Below are 20,471 nucleotides of genomic sequence, written 5' to 3' on the forward strand. Positions count from 1 at the left end.
GGCGACATTAGCGCCTTTTCTGAATGTGTACCTGGTACGGGTGTGTATTTTTTATACATGCATTTTTTGACATAACAATAACGCTATCAGTAAGCGACGTTTATAGTTTACATAAAAGCGATAATTTTTTTTTGTTGATAAGGATGCGTATTTATAACTTGGGTCCATTACCTTACGACTGTATTTTCTGTTAATGTAATATCCTTTGATACCGCAAAGAGTACTAATATGACAGATGCGCAAATTATGCAGAAGATCCTGGTGAAGGACCCTGAGGCGTTCAATGAAGTGTATAATAAACTTTATCGAAAATTATTTCATTTTGCCAATAGCCTTATCGGGAACACAGAAGAAGCCAGGGACATTGTGGCTGAATCCTTTATTAAACTTTGGTCTCATGATCATTCTTTTTCCAACATGTCACATCTGGAGGCCCACCTCTATACTACTATAAAAAATGCCTGTATCGATTATTTACGCCGGGATAAATTGAAAGCTAAAATTGAGCACCGGCTTGTTCAGGCTGAAATTATCAGCGAGAATGTAATCGAAAAAAAATACCAGGAGGCCGAACTGGTGCAGATCCTGTACGACCGGATCAATCAATTGCCCGATAGAATGCAACAGGTATTCAAACTAACCTATCTTGATGGCTTTAGCAGAACGGAGATAGCGCAAATGTTGAACCTGTCTGAAAATACGATCCGCAATACCAATGCGGCTGCCATGAAAGCACTTAGGTTAACCCTGGGTGTTGAACAGGTATTGATCCTGATCTTTATCGCTGTTCTTTATATGCTAGCGGCCTAAAGGGAATCCTGTAGATGCTTTTTTTAAATACCTGATTTAAAACTTATTGCCGTATTAGCGCTAATATGTCCCATCCCAAAAAGTACAGATTCTCATAAAAAAAGTATAAAAATTAACAAAGGCACTGGTACAAAGTTTCCGTTCATCCGTAATTTATATAGCCCGGACCTTCGATAACCCTTTTAAATCATTGTGTAATGAAGGACAATAGCGCCATTAATGGGATCATTTATAAAGTCATCACCAATGAAGAATTGACTTCAACGGAAAGCACAATGTATGAGGACTGGATAGGAGGCGATGAAGGGAAGCGTGAAATGGTGGAAACCTGGAAAAATGATGAATTCAAGATTCAGCAATTGAAAGCATTTCACCGGATTGATGTAAAAGGTGGCTGGGCTAAGATCCAACAAGGACTGGATAATGGAAAGCAAGTTAGTATAAACAACAGATCCAGAAAGTTATTTCGGGATGTAGCAACCTCGGCAGCAGCGGTATTATTTATACTTGCTGCTGCTTATCTTTTTTGGTACCGCAAGCAGGACAATGCCCCTGTAGTAAAAGAAACCGTAAACCCGGTAGCTAAACAGGGCATTGCGCCTGCCCAAATGAGCGCATCCCTTACATTGGCCGATGGCAGCAAAATTTTGCTGGATAGTACTAAAGCAGGCCAGCTGGCTCAGCAGGGGGAAGCGGTTGTTGTAAATGAAAAAGGTGTGCTGAAATACGAAGGAAAAACGACCGAACAACAAGAGTTGCTATTTAATACACTTACCACTGCCTATGCGCAAAAGTATGCGATGGTGCTGGCCGATGGGAGTAAAGTATGGTTAAATGCCGGCGCCTCTATCCGGTATCCGGTAGCTTTTACCGGAAATGAAAGAAAAGTAGCAATAACCGGTGAAGCTTATTTTGAAGTAGCTCATGATCCAAACAAACCATTCATAGTTCATGTAACTGATCAAAAGGGTCAGGGCATGGACGTACAGGTTTTAGGGACCCATTTTAATATCAATGCCTACGATGATGAAGCAGTAATAAAAACCACGCTGCTCGAAGGGTCTGTACAGATTAAACTCAATGATTACCAAACTTTGCTTACACCGGGTCAGCAATCACAGGTTGGCAACGGTGCTCCGCAAGTAATAAAAAATGTAAATGTTGATGCCGTTGTTGCCTGGAAGAATGGTCTTTTCAGTTTTGAAAATACTGATATTGGGGTGGTGATGCGTCAATTGACTAAATGGTATGATATTGAAGTAGTGTATGAAGGAACGAAGCCTTCCGATAAGATCAGTGGTGAAATGGAGCGGGACGTACCGCTGGCTGAGGTGGTTAAAAAGCTTGCATTCATGACCCACCTGCAATTTCGAATAGAGGGAAGAAAACTGATAGTGCCCTCGTCTATACCCAATGAACCCCAAAAGAGTAATAAGTAATCTACATATAGTTCATTTCTATTTGCCCCTATGCATTTCTCAATAAGAAAACATTATTGAAAAACCTGTAAATGCCATATTAAATTAAAACACCTATGAATTCTTAATCATCTAAAACCGACCACATAAAAAAGCCGGTATGTCCACGAAACACACCGGCTGAAAAAAAAGGTCGATAACAAAACCGATTAGAATCCTATTATTCAACCTCTCAATTACTAAGGTATGCATTTTAGCAATTACCTGCCGGATTTTATTGATTGTACGGCCGGCAAGTCCTTTAACCATTTAAAACTGCTCGTAAGCAAACAAACCTTACGAATTATGAAATTAACTGCCATCCTACTAACCATTGTTTTCCTTAACGTAAAGGCAACGGGGGTGTCTCAAACCGTTACTTATTCAGGCGATAATATATTGCTTGAAAAGGTATTTACTGTTATAAAACAACAGACGGGTTATTTGTTCCTGTACCCGGCCGATGCGGTAAAAGATGCCGCCAAAGTGAGCATTCATGTAAAAAATGCGCCGTTGGAAGAAGCGCTGGACCAGGTGCTGAAAAATCAGCCGCTTCGGTACATGATCCAGAATAAAACGATCGTGATCTCAAAGACCATGGAGGCTGGTGATAATAAAAAAACAGAGAATAAAAACATAATAGCACCCCCGGTTGACATCAAAGGAAGGGTGTTGAACCACAAGGGCGAACCGCTGCCCGGCGCCAATGTAAAAGTGAAAGGAACGGCCATCTTTGCTATTACCAATGCCGATGGGTTTTTCGTTTTAAGAGGGGCGGAGGAAGACGCGGTGTTGGAAATCTCCTACCTCGGGTTTGAAACGCAAACGGTAAAAACAGACGGAAAGAGCATCGTTTCTGTACAGATGGTATTGGAGGTAAGCGAAATGGCCGCTGTATCTGTATCGGTTTATACCGGTTATCAACAGATCCCAAAGGAAAGGGCGACTGGTTCTTTTGTTCAGGTTGATAATAAATTGTTGAACCGAAGTACTTCTTTGGATGTGCTTGGCCGGTTGGAAGGAGTAGCGAGTGGGTTGGCATTTTACCGGAACAGCAAATCTGATCAACCTGCTTTAAATATCCGGGGAAGAAGTACCATCTTTAGTAATGTACAGCCATTGATCGTATTAGACAATTTTCCTTATGACGGGGATATCTCTAATATAAACCCTAATTCCGTTGAATCCATAACCATTTTGCGCGATGCGGCAGCGGCTTCTATCTATGGGGTACGGTCTGCCAACGGCGTTATTGTGATCACTTCAAAAAAGGGAAGTGCCAACAAGGCCCCACAGGTTAATTTTAATACCAACATTACTCTCGGTGAAAAACCCGATATGCATTATTTCCCTTTAATGCAGGCGTCAGATTTTATTGAGTTGGAAAAGGATTATTTTTCAAAGGGATGGTATACCGGTCAGGAAAGTGCTGTAAATAAAGCGCCTTTAACCCCGGTGGTGGAATTGCTAATAAGGAAAAGAAATGGATCGATCTCCGCGGCCGAAGCCGATCAGCAAATAGAAGCCTGGAAACAAAACGATGCGTTGGCTCAGTATGAGAAATATTTTTTAAGAAATGAGGTTATCGTGCAGAATGCCTTGTCTTTATCGGGTGGCGGAGACAGATCGAAATACTTTTTAACGTTGAGTTATGATAAGGATAAAAGCAGCGCTGTAGGGAACAGTTTTGACCGTTTTTCGATAAACGCTACCAACAACTTTACCCCTGTTAAAAATCTTGATATTAATACCGGGTTGATGTATACGAATACCAAACTGGTGAACAATAACCCTGGTATTAATGACTTTATGTCTTTAACCGGAAGGAAATATTATCCTTATGCGCAACTAGTGGATGAGGACGGAAATGCGCTTCCGACTAATTATGGATACCGGAATTCTTACAAAGCACAAATGGAAAGCCAGGGGGCGGTAGACTGGCAATACCGGCCGTTCGAAGAGCTTAATATGGCGAACAATGTTACCCAACAGAGCTATAACCGGGCAAGCCTGGAGATCAGGAAAACATTCACGCCCAGCTTTAATCTTGAAGTGAAATACCAGTATGAAAGGCAATTTAAGAAGCAGAATAACCTGCAGAGCGTGGCAACCTATTACACCCGGAATTTGATCAACACTTATTTTAACCCCAGCGCTACGGTAGGTACGCTAAAATATCCCGTTCCTGTAGGCGATATTTTGGATCAAACGAACTCCGAACTGGAAGGCCATACAGGCCGGGTGCAGGCAAACTTTAACCAAACCTGGCAAAAGCACAGAGTGAATGCGATTGGCGGTTTTGAAATAAAGGAACTGCATACTATAAGTACCCCCAATCGTTTTTATGGGTATAATAGTGAAACGGCAGTTAGCACGCCGGTTGATCTGGTAAGCCGGTTTCCAACGAATCCACAGAATACGCTTATAGGGCTCACTGCTATGCGTCCAATAGGTGAAATTACAGACAGATATCTTTCCTATTATGCCAATGGCTCTTATACGTATAATGACAGGTATGTATTTTCAGCCAGTGGCCGTTTTGATAATACCAATTATTTTGGGGCAGAAGCGAATAACCGGCTGTTGCCTTTATGGTCAACCGGTGTTAAATGGAATATATCGCGCGAAGCGTTTTTTAAAAGCAATTTGTTCGATCAACTGGCGCTAAGGGCAACGTATGGATTTAACGGAAATATCTATAAAGACCTTACTGCTTATACCACGGTGCGCTACAGTGCTGACGCTACAACCCGGGCCACCACGGCAATAGTGATTAATCCACCCAATCCTGCATTAAGATGGGAAACGGTAAGTATGCTGAACCTGGGGGTGTTGTTTACGTTAAAGAAAAATGTGTTATCAGGTACTATTGAATATTTTTCCAAGAAAGGGGATGATCTGCTCGGTGATTTGGGCATGGATCCTACCACTGGCATTACCAGCTTCAAATCGAACGTGTCAAATATTAAAGGGGAGGGTGTTGATGTACAGTTAAACGGTAAAGTCGGGATGAATAATCGATTCGGTTGGAACCCATCCTTTTTATTTAGCTATGCAACTGATAAAGTAACAAATTATGTAAAAACATTTGCTGCCCGTACACAAATATTGGGCGGTAGTGGTGATCTATCAGATAATCCTTTATCGCCTGTGAACGGCCGGCCGGTGTTAAGCATCTACAGCTATCGCTGGGGCGGGCTTGACCCCACTACAGGTGATCCCTTAGGGTATGTTGACGGTGAAAAATCTAGCAATCATGCTGATATATTAGGCAAGGCTACACCAGCCGACCTGGTATATAATGGTCCTGTAAACCCAACCATGGTAGGCGCTTTTAGAAATGATTTTTACTGGAATAGCTTTTCCGTTTCTGTAAATATCACCTATAAGCTGGGGCACTATTTCAGAAGGCCTTCTGTTGATTACGGGCAGTTCTTGTATGCCTGGTTAGGTAATAAGGACTTTGCCAATAGATGGCAAAAACCAGGGGATGAAGAATTTACCAATGTGCCGTCTTTACCTGCAACGATTCCCGGTAATCAAAATAACAGAGAATATAGGTTTTATGCCAATTCAGCTGTGCTGGTAGAAAAGGCAGATCATATAAGATTGCAGGATATTGTATTAGGGTATGATCTTGAAAAAGAGAAGATTCACAGGCTGCCCTTTCAACGGGCGCATATTTATTGCAATATGAATAATCTTGGTATTTTATGGCGTGCCAATAAATATGGCATCGATCCGGATGCCGTTCCCTTTACGGAAACGAGAGTACTGCCACAACCCCGCAGTGTAACCCTGGGCGCCAGATTTGATTTTTAATAGTTGAAAAAACAGACTAACCTGTTCCTGTTCAATCAATAAAAATTATAACATGCTTAAATATAAATTACTGTTGTTTGTATTGGTGAGTATGATCACTGTGTCCTGTAAAAAAGGCTGGATTGAGATCAAATCCAATAAATCACTGGACACGCCAAATACTGTCGAAGATTTTCAGGCATTATTAGACTATACGACAAATATGAATGAAAACCGGCCGTCAATAGGGGAAGTCAGTGCTGATAATTATTATGTTCCTTATACTAGTTGGCAAACATGGACCCCGTATAATAAAAGTGCTTATATGTGGAATGCTGACATCTATAACAACAGCACTACTGATAACGTCAACTGGAATTACTCTTACCGCCAGGTTTTTTACTCAAATATAGTGTTAGATGGCATTGACGATGTTGAATCAATCAGGAAGTCAACAATGGAATGGAATAATGTAAAAGGGAGTGCTTTGTATTTCCGAGGGGAGGCGTTTTTTAATGTATCGCAGATCTATACCAGGCCGTATAGTTTAACCTTCCCTGATAATGCAGGCATTCCATTGCGCCTGAATGCTGATCCCAATGATAAATCTGTAAGGGCCAGTTTAAAGGATACCTACCAGCAGATTGTACAAGACCTGAAAGGGTCATTGAATTACCTGCCGGATGTTCCGGTGTATAAACAACGGCCATCAAAACCGGCTGCGTATGCTTTGTTGTCGCGAATATACCTGGTGATGCAGGATTATCCCAATGCATTGATGTATGCAGACTCCTGTTTGAAAAAGGTTGATTCGATCTTGGACTATAACACATTAAAGTCAACAGTTAACTTTCCCATTCCCGGACTTAACAAGGAGGTTATTTTTCAGGCTACTATATCCGATGACCTGCAGGGTCTCCTGGGTGTTAACTGTATTGTTGATTCAACCCTGTATAAAAGTTATGATAACAATGATCTGCGAAAGACCTTGTTTTATAAAGCAGGCAGCCCGGGACAAATGAATTTTATCGGCACCTATACAGGCGGTACCGCCAGTACCACAAGTAAAGCATTTGGTGGTATTGCCACCGATGAGGTATACCTTACCCGGGCGGAATGTTATGCCCGGACCGGGAATGTGGCTGCAGCCATGAGCGATCTGAATAAGTTGATGATCGCACGTTGGAAAACCGGCACCTTTGTTCCCTTTACTGCGGCTGGTGCTACGGATGCCCTGGCCATCATCTTACGGGAAAGAAGAAAGGAAACCCCATTCCGTGGGTTAAGATGGCTTGATTTAAGAAGATTGAATAGTGAAGGGGATAATATAACATTAACCAGGACTGTAAATGGTCAACAATATTCTTTACCCCCTAATGACCTGCGCTATGCACTGTCCATCCCTCCTGATGTTATTTCCTTGTCAGGTATGACGCAAAATGACCGTTAGATGGCTCAGAGCTTATAATCCGTACCCATTTTATATTATTAGCCATGCTATAAACCTTATGAGATGCAAAAACTACTTTTTATAATAGGGTTGGTCCTATTGGTAAGCACAGCTAAAACCCAATCTGTCAATACGTTTAAAACTGATTCGTCACGGGTAAATCAATTGTGTCCCAATTTTTTATTTGATACGCTGGTCAATTATAAAAAGGAGAAACTGGCCTTGGCCGACTGGAAGGGAAAGCCTGTTATCATTGATTTTTGGGGAACATTTTGTTTGCCCTGTATTAAGGATATTCCTATTCTTGAAAATTTTCAAACGCGGTTTGGTGATTCCCTTCGGGTGTTGTTGGTGGCTACAGACAATTTGGAAAAGGTCAGCCAGTTTTATGAAACCAGGAAAAAAGCGAACAAGCCACTGGTATTAACCTGTGCAATTAAACGGGCAGCGTTCGAGTATTTTCAAATAAAGGAATTGGGTACCTATGTTTGGATAGATGCCCAGGGGTATGTAAAAGCAATTACCGATTACTCCCAGCTTACGGAACAAAATGTGGCTGCTTTTATTAATAAGAAGGAGATTCATTTGCCGGAAGTAGAGAAACATTCCTTTATTGACGTTAAAAGATATATTGTCACTGTCGCCAATGAAATGGACAGTAATAACGTACTTTTTAATTCCTCTCTTACGAAATATTTAAAAGGCAAAACCTCATCTCATTCTTATCTTCCAAAGGTTGGAACACACCTGCGTGCAACGAATTCAGCAATAGGCCCTTTATATCAAATGGCCTTTGGTGATTCTACCGGGGAAGTACCATATAGCCGAGTGGTGATTGAGTCGGCTCATCCTGAAAAATTCAGGATGCCAAAAGATGCGAATTTTAATGAATGGAAAATTGACAATACCTTTTGTTATGAGCTGTGGGTGCCTAAAGACAGGCAGCACGATATTTTAAAAATAATGCAGGATGACCTGAAAAGAATGTTTGGCGCCAATGTATATTTGGAGAACAGGATGCAAAAATGTCTGGTGCTGACGGCGGATAAAAGTATCCGAATTCAGGTAGATAAAGCCTCCAAGCCAAATATAAGCTATAACGCCGGAGGAAGTTCGGTTACAAATCTTCCCTTTGATAGATTTTTTGATTTAATTTATCATTATAACCAGGATAAAATAGTACTTGATGAAACTGGTATTACAGAAAATGTGACGATTGCTTTAGATGTGCAAATGAATGATATCAATGCGTTAAGTGAAGCATTGAAGAAACATGGATTAAGACTTGAATACCAGGACCGGTCAATAAAAATGCTGATCATCAGGGACCCGGTCAAATAGGTGGCAGATCATATTCAACCACTGTTTTACCATAAATGGCATATAATTTTTTGCCAATTACATGAAATTGAAAAGGTTTGCTCCCTTTGAAGGGAGGGATGTAAAAGCTGGCAATGTAGTTTCCGTTAGTAACACTATAAGCATCGATTACGGTATTCTCTGCAAAATCTAACGGAAGCTCATTGTCAGCTTTTAACATTGATCGTAAAAAAAGTTTTCCTTCCGCTACGGCGCCAATGTCATTCACAAATTGGGGCGGTTGCTTCATCGTTACAGATGACCCTACATGCGCTACTGCTATTTCCCTTTTTGTAATGGTGTCAATGGTCTTTCCTTTTACTATTACATTCAGGTTGGTGTCCATGCATATAAAGCCATTTTGATAAAAGTAGGTATAGCAGGCCAGGTGTGTGGTTGAGTCGTAATATAAGATCCCATCGGTGGAGAAAATACTGTTGTCCTTTTTTTCACTAAAATGATCTTCCTGTCTTGCATTGGGTATATTCAGGTCTATTTTTACAAAAACAGGATCTTTTGTTTTCCGGTCTTTTGCCCGTAAAATAAACCGGTCTTCTGAAAAACAGGCTTCCTTGCTGTAATAGTAAGGAAGTATATGATTGTTTGATTGTTGAGCATTCAGGTCATAGTCTATAATGCCAGGCAAATTTCTGCAGGAGATATAAAGGTGCTGCCCGTTAAGGTACTGGCGGGTGCCGGAGCTTATTTTTTTATCAGGCGGTATAGAGAGCGGTATGCTTGTTACTGAATCTAATGAAAGGTTGGTTGTATATACCAAATAGGGGTTGTTGCCTTGTAAATATAATTTACCTGCTCTTGATCCGGCAATTCTGTAGATCATGGAAGGGAATGTTTGTCGTTTTCGGGCTTGTAAAATGGTAGGGAGTAATCGCCGGGTAAACCCATTTTTTTTATCCGTTACGTTCTTTGATAAAAAGGCAAGTAATCCTACAATGGCAAATGATGAAAAAAAAAGAGTTATTAAAATTACTATAGGTTTTTTGTTTTGCATATTGAATAGATTAAAAACTAGCCACCGGCAAAGGGCCGGTGGCTAGTTTACAAATTAATGTGGTTTTGCTCTTTCACCAACTACTTCCCATGTAGCATCATCCAGACAACAAGCAGTTTCAACCTGGTTTGGACATGCGTTCGGGTCCACCTGGCTACACCAGGGAGTTTCGGCTTTCGCTTTGGTTGCGTTTACAGAAGTTGTTCCGGCAATGGCCAGTACCAGGGCAAGAGCCGCTAATGATAATTTAATTTTTTTCATAACTGGGTGCTGTTTTGGTTAAAACAGTAAATTTTAGTTTGTTGTACCTACTCTGTTTTAGGTTTTCGGTATCCCCTAATTACGCGTAAATATTTTTTGATTTGATCTTGTTCGAGATCAGTAAAACGCCGGCCCCGGCAATAACTATGAAAAACCCATTGAACACAATATGCTGCTCCCACGACAGATACTCCAGCACCCCCCCGCAGGAACACGGTATGTAATAACTGAAGTTCAACATGATCAGCAGGTAAGCGGTAAATAAACTCATCAAAAAGAAGGCGGCATATAACCCAATAAGCCGGGTCCGTTTTATGGCCAGTAAAAAAGCAATTACTATTTCAGCGCCTGGAATACTCCAGGCAACCAGTTTGTAATAAGAAGTAATAAATGGAGATTTACTTAGTTGAACGGAAAAACGCTCATATGCAGAGAGCTTGCTTAACGAAGAATAGATGAACAGGATGATCAACAATGAACAAATGATCTCCACGATCATGTTTTTGCTTAACCAGGAAAAAATACTCCGTTTTTGAAAAATAGTTTCCCTGGTCAAGTACCCGCTACTTAACAGTTCCTTTTTCATTGAAATATATGTATTATGGTTAAAGGGTACCGTGCTTTCTTGCAAAGAAGGCTTTTACAGACGCAGGTTTATAACAGCTGAAAGGAGTGTGAAAGGACTGGTTATTCCCAGTACTTCGTGCAAGTTAAGGCCTGAAGATTGGCGAATCCGGTTAAATTCCTGGCAAATCCGGTTTTTCTTTTATGACGGCTAAAGGAAGAGGGCGTGGAGTTTGTTGCCTAAAAATTTCTTTCGCCATTCCATAGGCGGCATGCCGGTTGTTTTTTTAAACTGTTTTACCAGGTTACTTACGTCGTATCCTACTTTAAATGCTACCACTTTTACCGGTTCATCGGTTGTTTCCAACATCTCTTTTGCTTTCTCAATACGCACGCCAATCAGGTAGTCGTTGATGGTGATATTATTTACTAATTTAAACGCTTTACGCAATTTGCTTTCATTGGTGTTTACCCGCCGGGCCAGCTCCGCCTGGGTATTAACGCTTCTGTATTCTTTTTCGAGGATGACTTTTACTTGCGCAATCTTGTGCAGGTCATTGTTTGATAACTTCATGGTAAGGTTTGATTTTATGTGGTGAACAAATGTAACTTGTTTTAACAGTACATTTAATATTTAAATATTGCGCATATAATGTTAATAGCGTTATACGTTATAGTTAGTAAATTGATTGTTTGTATGTTATCGATGACTTATGCTGATCTTTGACACAACGAACAGATAAACCGTAATATTCTTCATATTTGTTTCGTTGCACATCGGCCAGGGCACTGAACAGGCGCGGGCTCCAATTATACATTTCAAAGCTTCTGTTAGTTGACCACCAATAGCCATTGAAGCCTGCCGTATGATAACTGCCATCGCCATAAAATCGATACCCGCCCAATGCAGGCTGTTTGAATTTGTTTGCAGACGCGGTGTCTTTTTCCAGCCAGCTTATTAAGCAGTTGAGCTCTTCATCGGAAGGTATGTGCCAGCCTTCAGGCGCGATGTTTCGTTGGTCGTTGATGGCGTGCCAGTTGTATAACCGGCCATAAGCGTGAACCAGACTGGTGTCGTTGTTGTAATTGCAATACGCACCTTGTGTGCTGGCGCTCCAGGTGGTATTGTCTGTCAGGGGAGGGATGGGATCGCCATTGCGGTAATGGGTTACCTGTAGGTTTTGGGCCATCCATACTTTATTGCCAATGGTAACAGTAGTGTAGCTGTTGCCATCTATGTCGGTTACATAGTCGCGGGAAACACTGTTATCGCAACCCATAAACAGCAAAGAAATACATAAAAGATAGTTGATCCTTTTTCTCATCTTATTTCATATAAAATGTTTGGAGGCTGTCGTTCTGCCAGTAATAAATGCGTGTCCGTATTTCCAGTTCCATCAGGACAAAGCCATTCGATTGTAATACCAGCGATTGTATATGCGGCAATACTACATCTATTTGGGCCGGCGGCGCCACCGCCACGCCTGTTTCCAATTGGTGTTCGCCATTATTATTTGTAGTGTGAATATCATCAATAATATAATGAGTGAATGAGTTCGTTGTGGCGCCCATACAGATCACCAGCTTATACTGAGCATTGTTTTTCAGCCACACAGCATAATCTGCCAACTGGTCGTCATTGATGTCGGTCCTTGCCCAACAGGGGTTGTAACTGCTGTCGTAAAATGACCACCACGTAGTACTAAAATCAGATTTCTCCACAACACGCCATTGCGGAAAGGTGGATTTAAAATAGTCTGTTAGTGGTTGAGGCAAATGAGCAGGGGCGGGTGTTGTATAGTTTGGAATAGTAGCGGCCAGGGAGTTTTGTGTAATGGGTTGTTTACAGGCAGGGATAAGACTAATGAGAATTATCCAAAAGAATCGGACCATACAATCGATTATTATAGCATGAACCACATAAGCACGATAGCACGCATATGGTTTCTTCAGGGGTGAATCGTATGTGTAATATGTGCCTATGTGGTTGTGTAATTAATTACCAGGAGCCATTGGCTGCCGTATACACCTGGCCATTGACTGCTGTACGGCAGTTGGAAGTGCGCACGTGCTGCACATTGGGATGGCCGTTTGATACAGTGCCGGCATTAACCCGGGTATTAGACGCATCTTCCAGGAAAATGCCATGGCTGGTTGAATTGGCAATATCAACAGTGCTTACCGTAGTGCCATTGCTGCCAGTGACGCTGAAGAAGCCTCTGCCACTGTTGCGGGAGTATACCTTGGTGCAGGTTACATTGGGCCCATTGCTGTTGGCCACGCGGAAGGTTGCATAACCTCCACCATTGTTGTTATAGCTTCCGGTAACCGTACCTACGGAACCGTTCTTTGACTGGTTCTGTTCCCTGGTCCTGTTCTGGTTTTTGTTCAACTTGTTTGTTACAACCAGCGGCAGCAAGCATAGCCGCGGTTGCCATGCATCCAAGCAATGCAAGCGTTCGTGTTTTTTTCATAAAAGCAATCGGTTTAATTAATGGTGCCTACTCTTAAAGATTTTCGGCTTCGTCTGTGGATACTATTTGCAAATATTTTCCAGTAAACTAAATGTAAGTTATAGGGTAGTTACAAAGCAACCCGTACCATCCTGTTAGGGTTGCTAATCAAATCGTGTGTGCATGGTGTATAGACGAATACGTATTATATTTAAATGTGAAAACGACATGTTTTGCAAAAAAAGGGCAGGCCGGGTAACCGGAAGGATTTATAAAAGCGGTTGTTGATTGGCTGCGTAGGGGCCGGAAACCGGCCTTTTTACCCGTTTTTTTGCCTCATCCCCATTTGTTATATTTGTATAGTACGTTAACCCCAAAACACTGTCTTATATGGCCAGCCTGTTTAATAGCCGAACATCCCTCCTGAATTGCTTTCTGGTTATTCTATTGCTGTTAGGAAATCTTGGTTGTGAAAAGGAATTGTCCAAGGATACCCTCGGTTCGGGTGGCATACCCGGGGGTGGCGGTGGCGGCGGCAACAATTCCACCGGATCGGCGGTGTTTAACCTGGTGCCCGCTGGTAACAGTTGTACCGATGCAGTGGTAACAGGGTTTATTGAAGCTGGTACAATTCTGGGCACTGATGCGCTGTTAACCGTTACGGTAAATGTTACAACAGTTGGCGACTGGACCTATTCAACCGCGAGTAAAGATGGGTTTTCATTTGTAGGTACGGGTTTTTTCACAAACACTGGTGCTCAGGTAATTACCCTTCAGGCGGTTGGTAAGCCTATTCTTGCGGGGATCTTCCCTTTTAACCTTACATTTGGCAACAGCCCCTGTTCGGTGGCCGTAGTGGTAACGAAACCCTAAGACGGTTTACCCCCGCAAATCCTCCAATCAGTAAAAAGTACCATAAAACCCATAAAAATCACCCTTGGCGCTGGTAGGTCTTTTATAGCTTTGTGTCATAACTAAAGGCCATGTCACACCAGCAGCTGCCAGTTTACAGTATCCATAATTTAAAGGAGTCGCGGTTTTCGCCGAAAGACTTCATGGCAGATCACTTTCCCCATTATCTGGAAGAACATAAAGACCTGCGGTTTCCGCATAAGCATTCTTTTTATCAACTTGTTTATTTCGCAGGCGGCGGGGGGAGTCATTCCATAGATTTTGTTCATTTTCCGGTTGAAGCTGGTCAGCTGTATTTTATGGTGCCTGGCCAGGTGCACAGCTGGGACTTTGAAGGACAGCCCGAAGGCTTTATCGTGAATTTTTCAGAACAGTACCTCAGCGATTTTTTGGCCAATCCCCGATACCTGGACCAATTCAATTTCTTTTCCGGCATTGTTCAGGAACAGGTGATCGTATTACCTGAAGGGGTACGGCCAGCCCTGGAGGGTTTACTGGAAAGGATCGTGCGGGAAGGGAATTCAGAAGCTGTATTAAAGGATGATATGGTAAGGACCATTCTGGTCCAATTGTTCATTCTGGTTAGTCGGCATGCTGGTTCAGAAACTGCCAAACAAACTACTAATTATAACACTGTGGTGTTACGCAACTTTCAAAAGTTGATCGATCTGCACTATAAAGAAAAGAAGCTGACGAAGGATTATGCCGCGATGTTATACATAACGCCCAATCACCTGAATGCGCTTTGCAAAGATGTGACCGGCCGTTCTGCCGGGGAATTGATCCGGGACAGGGTATTGCTGGAGGCAAAGCGGTTACTCGTAAATGCCCGGCTCAGTATTGCCCAAATAGCTACAGAACTGCAGTTTATGGACAATTCCTACTTTTCAAAGTTCTTTAAAAAGTATGAGGGGGTAACGCCGGAAATATTCAGAAAACAACATGTAAAAAGTTAGTATATGGAAGCAACTATAAACATCGAAACAGCAGATAAGAAGCCCAGTATCTTCAATCTGTTTAAATGCAAATGTCCCCGGTGCAGAAGGGGTGATATGTTTGAGCACAAAAATCCCTATGCATTGAAGACAACGATGAAAATGAACAAAGTGTGCCCTGTTTGCGGGCAGCCCTTAAATATAGAGGTAGGTTTTTATTATGGATCGAGCTATGTAAGTTATGCGGTGTCGATAGCGTTGAGTGCGGCCACTTTTATAGCCTGGTGGGTGATCATTGGATTTTCTCTCAATGATAACCGGTTCTTTTACTGGCTCATTTTTAATTCGGTGTTTCTTATTGCCGCACAACCCTACATAATGCGTTTGGCAAGGACCGGTTGGCTGTTGTTCTTTGTAAGGTACGATAATAACTGGAGAACCCCGCCAGCACAACAATTGGAAAGAATGAACGAGGAACAGGAAAAGAACTGGTGAAGGGGTTAACTAAAACACTCCAATTGGCGTTGGCCTTCGTTTCTTGCTATGCTGCCAAAACAATTGGCCTGTACGTTTTCCGTGATCAGTGAAAGCGTTTTGTTAAGTGTTGCAAAGTCATCTGGCTTTATAAAATAACATTTGGCGCCAGCTTCCCGGGCTCGTTGTATGTCTTTTTCGTTGGAAGAGGTAGTATAAATGATAACCGGGATATGTTTTAGCGATATGTCCTGCTTAAGTTGCGTGATGCATTCCCAGCCATCCATTACAGGCATGTTCAGGTCAAGAAAGATCAGGTCGGCTGTGGTGGAGAAGGTCTTTAAATGTTGAATAGCCTCTGATCCGTTTTTAAAGCAGTGCAAATGTATAGCTGGCGCAACGTTGTGCAACGCCAGCGTAAACAATTCACGGTCGTCAGAGTCGTCATCAACCAGGATATAAGTTTTATTCATGTAACTATATATTCTTGTTATTTTGGACCAGTGGCAGCGTAATATGAAAAACAGATCCATGCCCCTGTTTACTAACGGCTGTGATTTTTCCACCATGGCGTTCTACTATCTTTTTGCAAAGCGCCAGGCCCAGGCCGGTCCCTTCATATTCATCTTTTGCATGGAGTCGTGTAAACGGATTAAAGATCATTTCTGTGTTTTGGGAGCCAAAGCCTATTCCGTTATCAGCTATATGTAAGGTTACTGTATTTTTTTCGGGATGTGAGGTGGAGGAAATTTCTATCAATGGAGGTATATTGGCCTTCGAGAACTTCAATGAATTATTGATCAGGTTGTAAAACAGCTGGTATAACAGAATGTCTATGCCCTCCACCATTGGAATGGGTGAAACCTGTATTTCGCCATGTTTTTCCTGTAACAACAGCTCCAGTTCTTTTTCCACTCCTTTAAGCACTTCATTCAGGTCAACAGGCGCTGAAGTTACACTGATATGATTGCTGATTGATGAATATTGAAGAACCCCTTCTATCATGGCTTTCATTCTGTCAGCGCAAGAATGAACTTTTTGCAGATAAGATTTACCGGCTGGTGGAAGAGAATTGCCAAACTGGGTCTCCAGCAGGTTGCTGAATACCTTGATTTTTCTAACAGGTTCCTTCAGGTCATGGCTGGCAACATGTGCAAATTGTTGCAGGTCTTCATTTGATCTTTCCAGTTCCCTTGTTCGTTCTTTAACCAGTTTTTCCAGGTTTTCGGAAAGCATTTTATATTTTGCTTCGCTTTCCATGAGCCGGTTCTTGGCTTTCACCTGTTTGGTAACATCAACCGCATGCACCAGTATGCCCTCCACTTCATTCTTGTTGTTGTGGATGGGTTGGTAAACAAAATTAAAGTACACGTCCTTCAGGATGCCACTGCCTTCCTGATCGAGCCGGGCCAGTACCTCATTACCATAAAATGGTTTGCCGGTCCTGTACACTTCGTCAAGGATCTCTACAAAACCCTGGTCAACAATTTCTGGCAATGCCTCGCGAATGGGTTTGCCCAGGATGGACCGTTCTTTCCCAATGACCTGGTAATAGATGGGGTTCGATAATTCGAACACATGATCGGGCCCGCGAAGTACTGCAATGGAAGCCGGGGCCTGCATAAATAATTCGTATAAACGACGTTCAGTTTCGCGGCTGGTATGGTGTGATGAAATAATAGAGGAGGCGCGTGCAAGCAGTTCGTTGGCATTAAAAGGCTTCACCAGGTAATCATCTACACCTGCTTCAATACAGGCGAGCCGCGTCTGTTCGTCGGCACGGGCCGATAAGAGGATGACCGGTACGCGGGCAGTATCAGGGTTGCTTTTTAGTTTTTTCAGCAGTTCAAATCCATCCATGCCCGGCATCATGAAGTCAGTGATCAGTAGATCAGTTGGGGCTTTATATATGGCCTGTAATGCTGATTTCGCATCAGGCACGCATACTACTTCGAAGCGGGCAGATAACAACCGGTGAATATAACTCCGCATGTCGGTATTATCGTCTGTTACTACGATCCGGGGTTTTCTTTCTATGTCTGCATTGTCAGGCGCTGTTGCCTGTTCTGATAGCGTTTCAAAATCAGCCACCCATTGTTCGGCTTCCTGAACATAGGCTTCGAAATCGGCCAAACGGCTTTCAGCTGCTACTTGTTGTATTTGATCGGCAGGCAAATGACGATTGCCTTTGGGAATAGAAACCGTAAAGGTGGTACCCTGGTTTAACTGGCTTTGGACCTCAACCGATCCGCCATGTAATTTCACCAACTCATGTACCAGTGACAGGCCAATGCCTGATCCTTCAATGGAGCGTGACCTGCTGCCTTCCACCCGTTTGAACCGCGTAAAAATAGAATCCAGGTTTTGTGCAGCTATACCAATGCCAGTGTCGGAAACAATTAAAAAAGCATGGTGTGTGTCCTCTTTCACTTCAACCCTGATCTCGCCTTCGAATGTAAATTTAAAGGCATTGGATATCAGGTTAAAAACGATCTTTTCCCACATCCCAGGGTCAACAAATATTTTTTCATTTGTAGGCGGAACAACAACGGTAAATTTTATTCCAGCCTTTTCTATGGCCGACCGGAAGTTGCTGGCCAGTTCCATCGTAAAATAGGCCAGGTGGGTGGGGAAGAAGGTTGCCTCAGAACGGCCCGCTTCAATGCGTGAAAAATCAAGCAGGGCGTTCACCAGTTTTTGTAACCGGATGCCATTGCGATACACCATATTGATGATATCTCTGTAAGGGGATGCCTGTTTGTCGTTCATCAACTCCTGAAGGGGGCCAAGCATCAATGTTAAAGGTGTTCTTAATTCGTGCGATACATTACTAAAGAAGATGGTTTTCGCGCGATCGATCGCTGCCAGTGATTCGGCTTTTTTCCGTTCAAGATCATATACTTCTGCATTGGCGATGGCCGAAGCAATGTGGTTCGTGATGAGCTCGGTAAAGCTGCAATAATTTTCATCATACAATCGCATGGGGTTCAATCCGATTATAAGAAAACCCCGGGGTTTGGAATGCCCGGCAACTAAAAGGGGCAATACAACGCTTTTATGGGTTGAAGCAGCATTCTCTACTATCGCATGTTTTCCGGTTTCCATTACGGTGGCGAATGGCCAAACAGAATCTTTAAGTTTATACGATTTACGAGCCAGGTTTTCGTTTCCGGTTAAGCCGGTATAAGCAACCCGTTCAATACTTTTATTTGTTTCATCAACCAGATAGATCAATGAAAAAGTGATATCCTTCCGGTTCGTGTCCAATGCCTCCATGGCCAGGATGCAGGCGCCTTTTGCGGTGCGGGCATGTAAGGTTTTAGCGGCCAGTTCTTTTAATAATAACAATTGTCTTTCGTTGATCACCTGTTGCGAGGTTTCAGTTACTGTTACCAGCACGCCGCCAATCATATCATTGTCGTCATACACCGGACTGTAAGAATAAGTCCAGTAAACTTCTTCCAGAATATTATTGCGGTAAATAGGCACAGAATGATTTACATTCCAGGTGGCTTCGCCGGTTTCCATCACCTGGTCAATCTGGGGTTTTATGATGGGCCATATTTCCCCCCAGGTTTCCCGCCCCGGTTGGCCTAATGCATGCGGATGTTTTTCACCGGTTTTACCAAGGCTGGGCCGGTAAGCATCGTTATAAAATTGAACCAATTCAGGGCCCCACCAAAGCCACATGGCGAATTTTGAATTCAAAATGTTTCTTACTGTCGACTTCAAACTTTGCGGCCACAATTCTACCGGGCCCACCGGCGTTTCAGCCCAGTCTTTTGCACGCATTATGGCGCCCATTTCTCCACCACCTGCCAAAAATGGATAATGTTCAATATCAGTTGTTTTCAGCTCTTCTTTCATGATGCAGAATAAAACTTTTAAGTTCAACCAGTAAGGCTGGCACAATAAATACCATTACAGGTTAATTTTTTGGTAACCCATTCTGTTCAGGCTATTCCGAGTTTCAATCAAAAAGTACAGAAGGCAGTTTATTCAGGCAGCTTAACCAAATTGCTTGTTCAGAGGATGTTTATTAATCAGAAGATCAAATCAGGTATTCCTCAACCGCTACAGTGAAGGATGTAGGTTTCACCTTTATGTATCAGAACTGTAATATAGCAATTATAAATGCTGCATGTTTATTCTAATTAATTTTTAATTTTTTGTGCAAAGGTGCTGCGACAACTTTCCGATGAAAAATCACAAATAAGTAGATGATAAACTGTTCCTTGTTTAGCAGTGTTTAGCCGTGGTTTGTAAAAGGCTAACAAGCGTTATATATTTTTATTGTAATTTCAACGCTGTTCAGCAATAGGGGAGAATGCAGCAAATTGACCACGAATTACATACTGACCAGGTTCTGTTGCAACAGCTTTCGCAAAACGATCAGGCTGCATTTACTGCCATTTACGAACGTTACTGGAAATCACTTTTTCGGGAAGCCATGAATGTGCTTCGTTCCCAAAAGGAAGCTGAAGACTGTGTGCAGGAACTGTTTGTTTCCATCTGGAACCGCCGCCAATCACTTTCAATTACATCCCTGAAGGCTTATTTAAACACTGCCATTCGCTATCAATGCATCGATCGCATTGAGAAGGATATGATCCGCGGTGGCTACCTCGACGATTTTATTACCTACCTGGAAGCGCACCAAACCTCCATGCCATCCATTGAAGAAGAGCTTTATGCACGGGAGCTGGCCGCCAATATTGACCAGGTGATGGATAAAATGCCGGATAAAATGCGGGAAGTGTTCCGTTTAAGCCGGCAGGAGCAGTTAACACACCGCGAGATCGCCACCCGTCTGCAGATCTCGGAAGAAACGGTAAAAAAGCAGATCTATCTCGCATTGAAAATTTTGAAGTCCAACCTCGGCAATTCTTCCATGGCTATGCTCATTATGGCCGCTTTTGTGTATAAATAAGGCTGTTAATCATAGGGTTAACAGAAACTTCATAATTTCTTAAAAAAACTTCA

The 20,471-nt window shown here is 42.5% G+C and carries 18 protein-coding genes; 9 read left to right on the forward strand and 9 right to left on the reverse strand.

Translation table 11 applies throughout. The annotated features are described in order from the left end of the window. The first annotated feature begins 228 nt into the window (after positions 1 to 228). The 5 genes from J7I42_RS21860 (at position 229) to J7I42_RS21880 (ending at position 8,859) form a co-directional block, all read left to right on the forward strand. Positions 229 to 810: an RNA polymerase sigma factor gene (locus tag J7I42_RS21860; protein WP_209141002.1), complete on the forward strand. Its 582-nt coding sequence runs from the start codon at positions 229 to 231 to the stop codon at positions 808 to 810. Positions 811 to 1,007: 197 nt separating this feature from the next. Further along, positions 1,008 to 2,249, forward strand: a complete 1,242-nt coding sequence (locus tag J7I42_RS21865; protein WP_209141004.1) for a FecR family protein — start codon at positions 1,008 to 1,010, stop codon at positions 2,247 to 2,249. Positions 2,250 to 2,474: 225 nt separating this feature from the next. Beyond that, complete coding sequence (locus tag J7I42_RS21870) at positions 2,475 to 6,089, forward strand: SusC/RagA family TonB-linked outer membrane protein (RefSeq protein WP_209141005.1); 3,615 nt, start codon at positions 2,475 to 2,477, stop codon at positions 6,087 to 6,089. Between the two features lie 52 nt (positions 6,090 to 6,141). Next, positions 6,142 to 7,518 carry a RagB/SusD family nutrient uptake outer membrane protein gene (locus J7I42_RS21875; RefSeq protein WP_209141007.1) on the forward strand — a complete coding sequence of 459 codons (1,377 nt, stop codon included), beginning with the start codon at positions 6,142 to 6,144 and terminating at the stop codon, positions 7,516 to 7,518. Positions 7,519 to 7,581: 63 nt separating this feature from the next. Continuing rightward, positions 7,582 to 8,859 carry a TlpA family protein disulfide reductase gene (locus J7I42_RS21880; protein WP_209141009.1) on the forward strand — a complete coding sequence of 426 codons (1,278 nt, stop codon included), beginning with the start codon at positions 7,582 to 7,584 and terminating at the stop codon, positions 8,857 to 8,859. Here J7I42_RS21880 and J7I42_RS21885 read toward each other — a convergent pair. The 7 genes from J7I42_RS21885 to J7I42_RS21915 form a co-directional block, all read right to left on the reverse strand. Next, positions 8,852 to 9,889 (reverse strand): hypothetical protein, encoded by a 1,038-nt coding sequence (locus J7I42_RS21885; protein ID WP_209141010.1) that lies wholly within the window; start codon positions 9,887 to 9,889, stop codon positions 8,852 to 8,854. The genes J7I42_RS21880 and J7I42_RS21885 overlap by 8 nt on opposite strands. Positions 9,890 to 9,943: 54 nt before the next feature. Next, positions 9,944 to 10,150: a hypothetical protein gene (locus J7I42_RS21890; protein ID WP_209141011.1), complete on the reverse strand. Its 207-nt coding sequence runs from the start codon at positions 10,148 to 10,150 to the stop codon at positions 9,944 to 9,946. Between the two features lie 79 nt (positions 10,151 to 10,229). Beyond that, positions 10,230 to 10,736, reverse strand: a complete 507-nt coding sequence (locus tag J7I42_RS21895; RefSeq protein WP_209141012.1) for a MauE/DoxX family redox-associated membrane protein — start codon at positions 10,734 to 10,736, stop codon at positions 10,230 to 10,232. Between the two features lie 189 nt (positions 10,737 to 10,925). Then, positions 10,926 to 11,288: a helix-turn-helix domain-containing protein gene (locus J7I42_RS21900; RefSeq protein WP_209141013.1), complete on the reverse strand. Its 363-nt coding sequence runs from the start codon at positions 11,286 to 11,288 to the stop codon at positions 10,926 to 10,928. Positions 11,289 to 11,391: 103 nt separating this feature from the next. Beyond that, positions 11,392 to 12,039, reverse strand: coding sequence for a fibrobacter succinogenes major paralogous domain-containing protein (locus J7I42_RS21905; protein ID WP_209141014.1), 648 nt, complete (start codon positions 12,037 to 12,039; stop codon positions 11,392 to 11,394). 1 nt (position 12,040) lies between these two features. After that, positions 12,041 to 12,607, reverse strand: a complete 567-nt coding sequence (locus J7I42_RS21910) for a hypothetical protein (protein ID WP_209141015.1) — start codon at positions 12,605 to 12,607, stop codon at positions 12,041 to 12,043. Between the two features lie 106 nt (positions 12,608 to 12,713). Next, the gene (locus J7I42_RS21915; protein WP_209141016.1) at positions 12,714 to 13,169 is read right to left on the reverse strand and encodes a hypothetical protein; all 456 of its coding nucleotides are present in this window, start codon (positions 13,167 to 13,169) and stop codon (positions 12,714 to 12,716) included. Positions 13,170 to 13,557: 388 nt separating this feature from the next. Here J7I42_RS21915 and J7I42_RS21920 point away from each other — a divergent pair, with 388 nt between their 5' ends. The 3 genes from J7I42_RS21920 to J7I42_RS21930 all read left to right on the forward strand — a co-directional run bounded on the left by J7I42_RS21920 (position 13,558) and on the right by J7I42_RS21930 (position 15,509). Next, positions 13,558 to 14,040 (forward strand): hypothetical protein, encoded by a 483-nt coding sequence (locus J7I42_RS21920; RefSeq protein WP_209141017.1) that lies wholly within the window; start codon positions 13,558 to 13,560, stop codon positions 14,038 to 14,040. 110 nt (positions 14,041 to 14,150) lie between these two features. Further along, entirely contained in the window at positions 14,151 to 15,035 is an 885-nt protein-coding gene (locus J7I42_RS21925) for an AraC family transcriptional regulator (protein WP_209141018.1), read from the forward strand. A gap of 3 nt (positions 15,036 to 15,038) precedes the next feature. Further along, entirely contained in the window at positions 15,039 to 15,509 is a 471-nt protein-coding gene (locus J7I42_RS21930) for a hypothetical protein (protein ID WP_209141019.1), read from the forward strand. 5 nt (positions 15,510 to 15,514) lie between these two features. Here the strand turns inward: J7I42_RS21930 and J7I42_RS21935 are convergent, their stop codons facing one another. After that, the gene (locus J7I42_RS21935; RefSeq protein ID WP_209141020.1) at positions 15,515 to 15,961 is read right to left on the reverse strand and encodes a response regulator; all 447 of its coding nucleotides are present in this window, start codon (positions 15,959 to 15,961) and stop codon (positions 15,515 to 15,517) included. A gap of 4 nt (positions 15,962 to 15,965) precedes the next feature. After that, positions 15,966 to 19,355 carry an ATP-binding protein gene (locus tag J7I42_RS21940; RefSeq protein WP_209141021.1) on the reverse strand — a complete coding sequence of 1,130 codons (3,390 nt, stop codon included), beginning with the start codon at positions 19,353 to 19,355 and terminating at the stop codon, positions 15,966 to 15,968. Between the two features lie 460 nt (positions 19,356 to 19,815). Between J7I42_RS21940 and J7I42_RS21945 the strand changes: the two genes are divergently transcribed. Beyond that, complete coding sequence (locus tag J7I42_RS21945) at positions 19,816 to 20,418, forward strand: RNA polymerase sigma-70 factor (RefSeq protein WP_209141022.1); 603 nt, start codon at positions 19,816 to 19,818, stop codon at positions 20,416 to 20,418. Positions 20,419 to 20,471 lie beyond the last annotated feature (53 nt).

The sequence above is a fragment of the Niastella soli genome, assembly GCF_017742245.1.
Lineage (GTDB): Bacteria > Bacteroidota > Bacteroidia > Chitinophagales > Chitinophagaceae > Niastella > Niastella soli.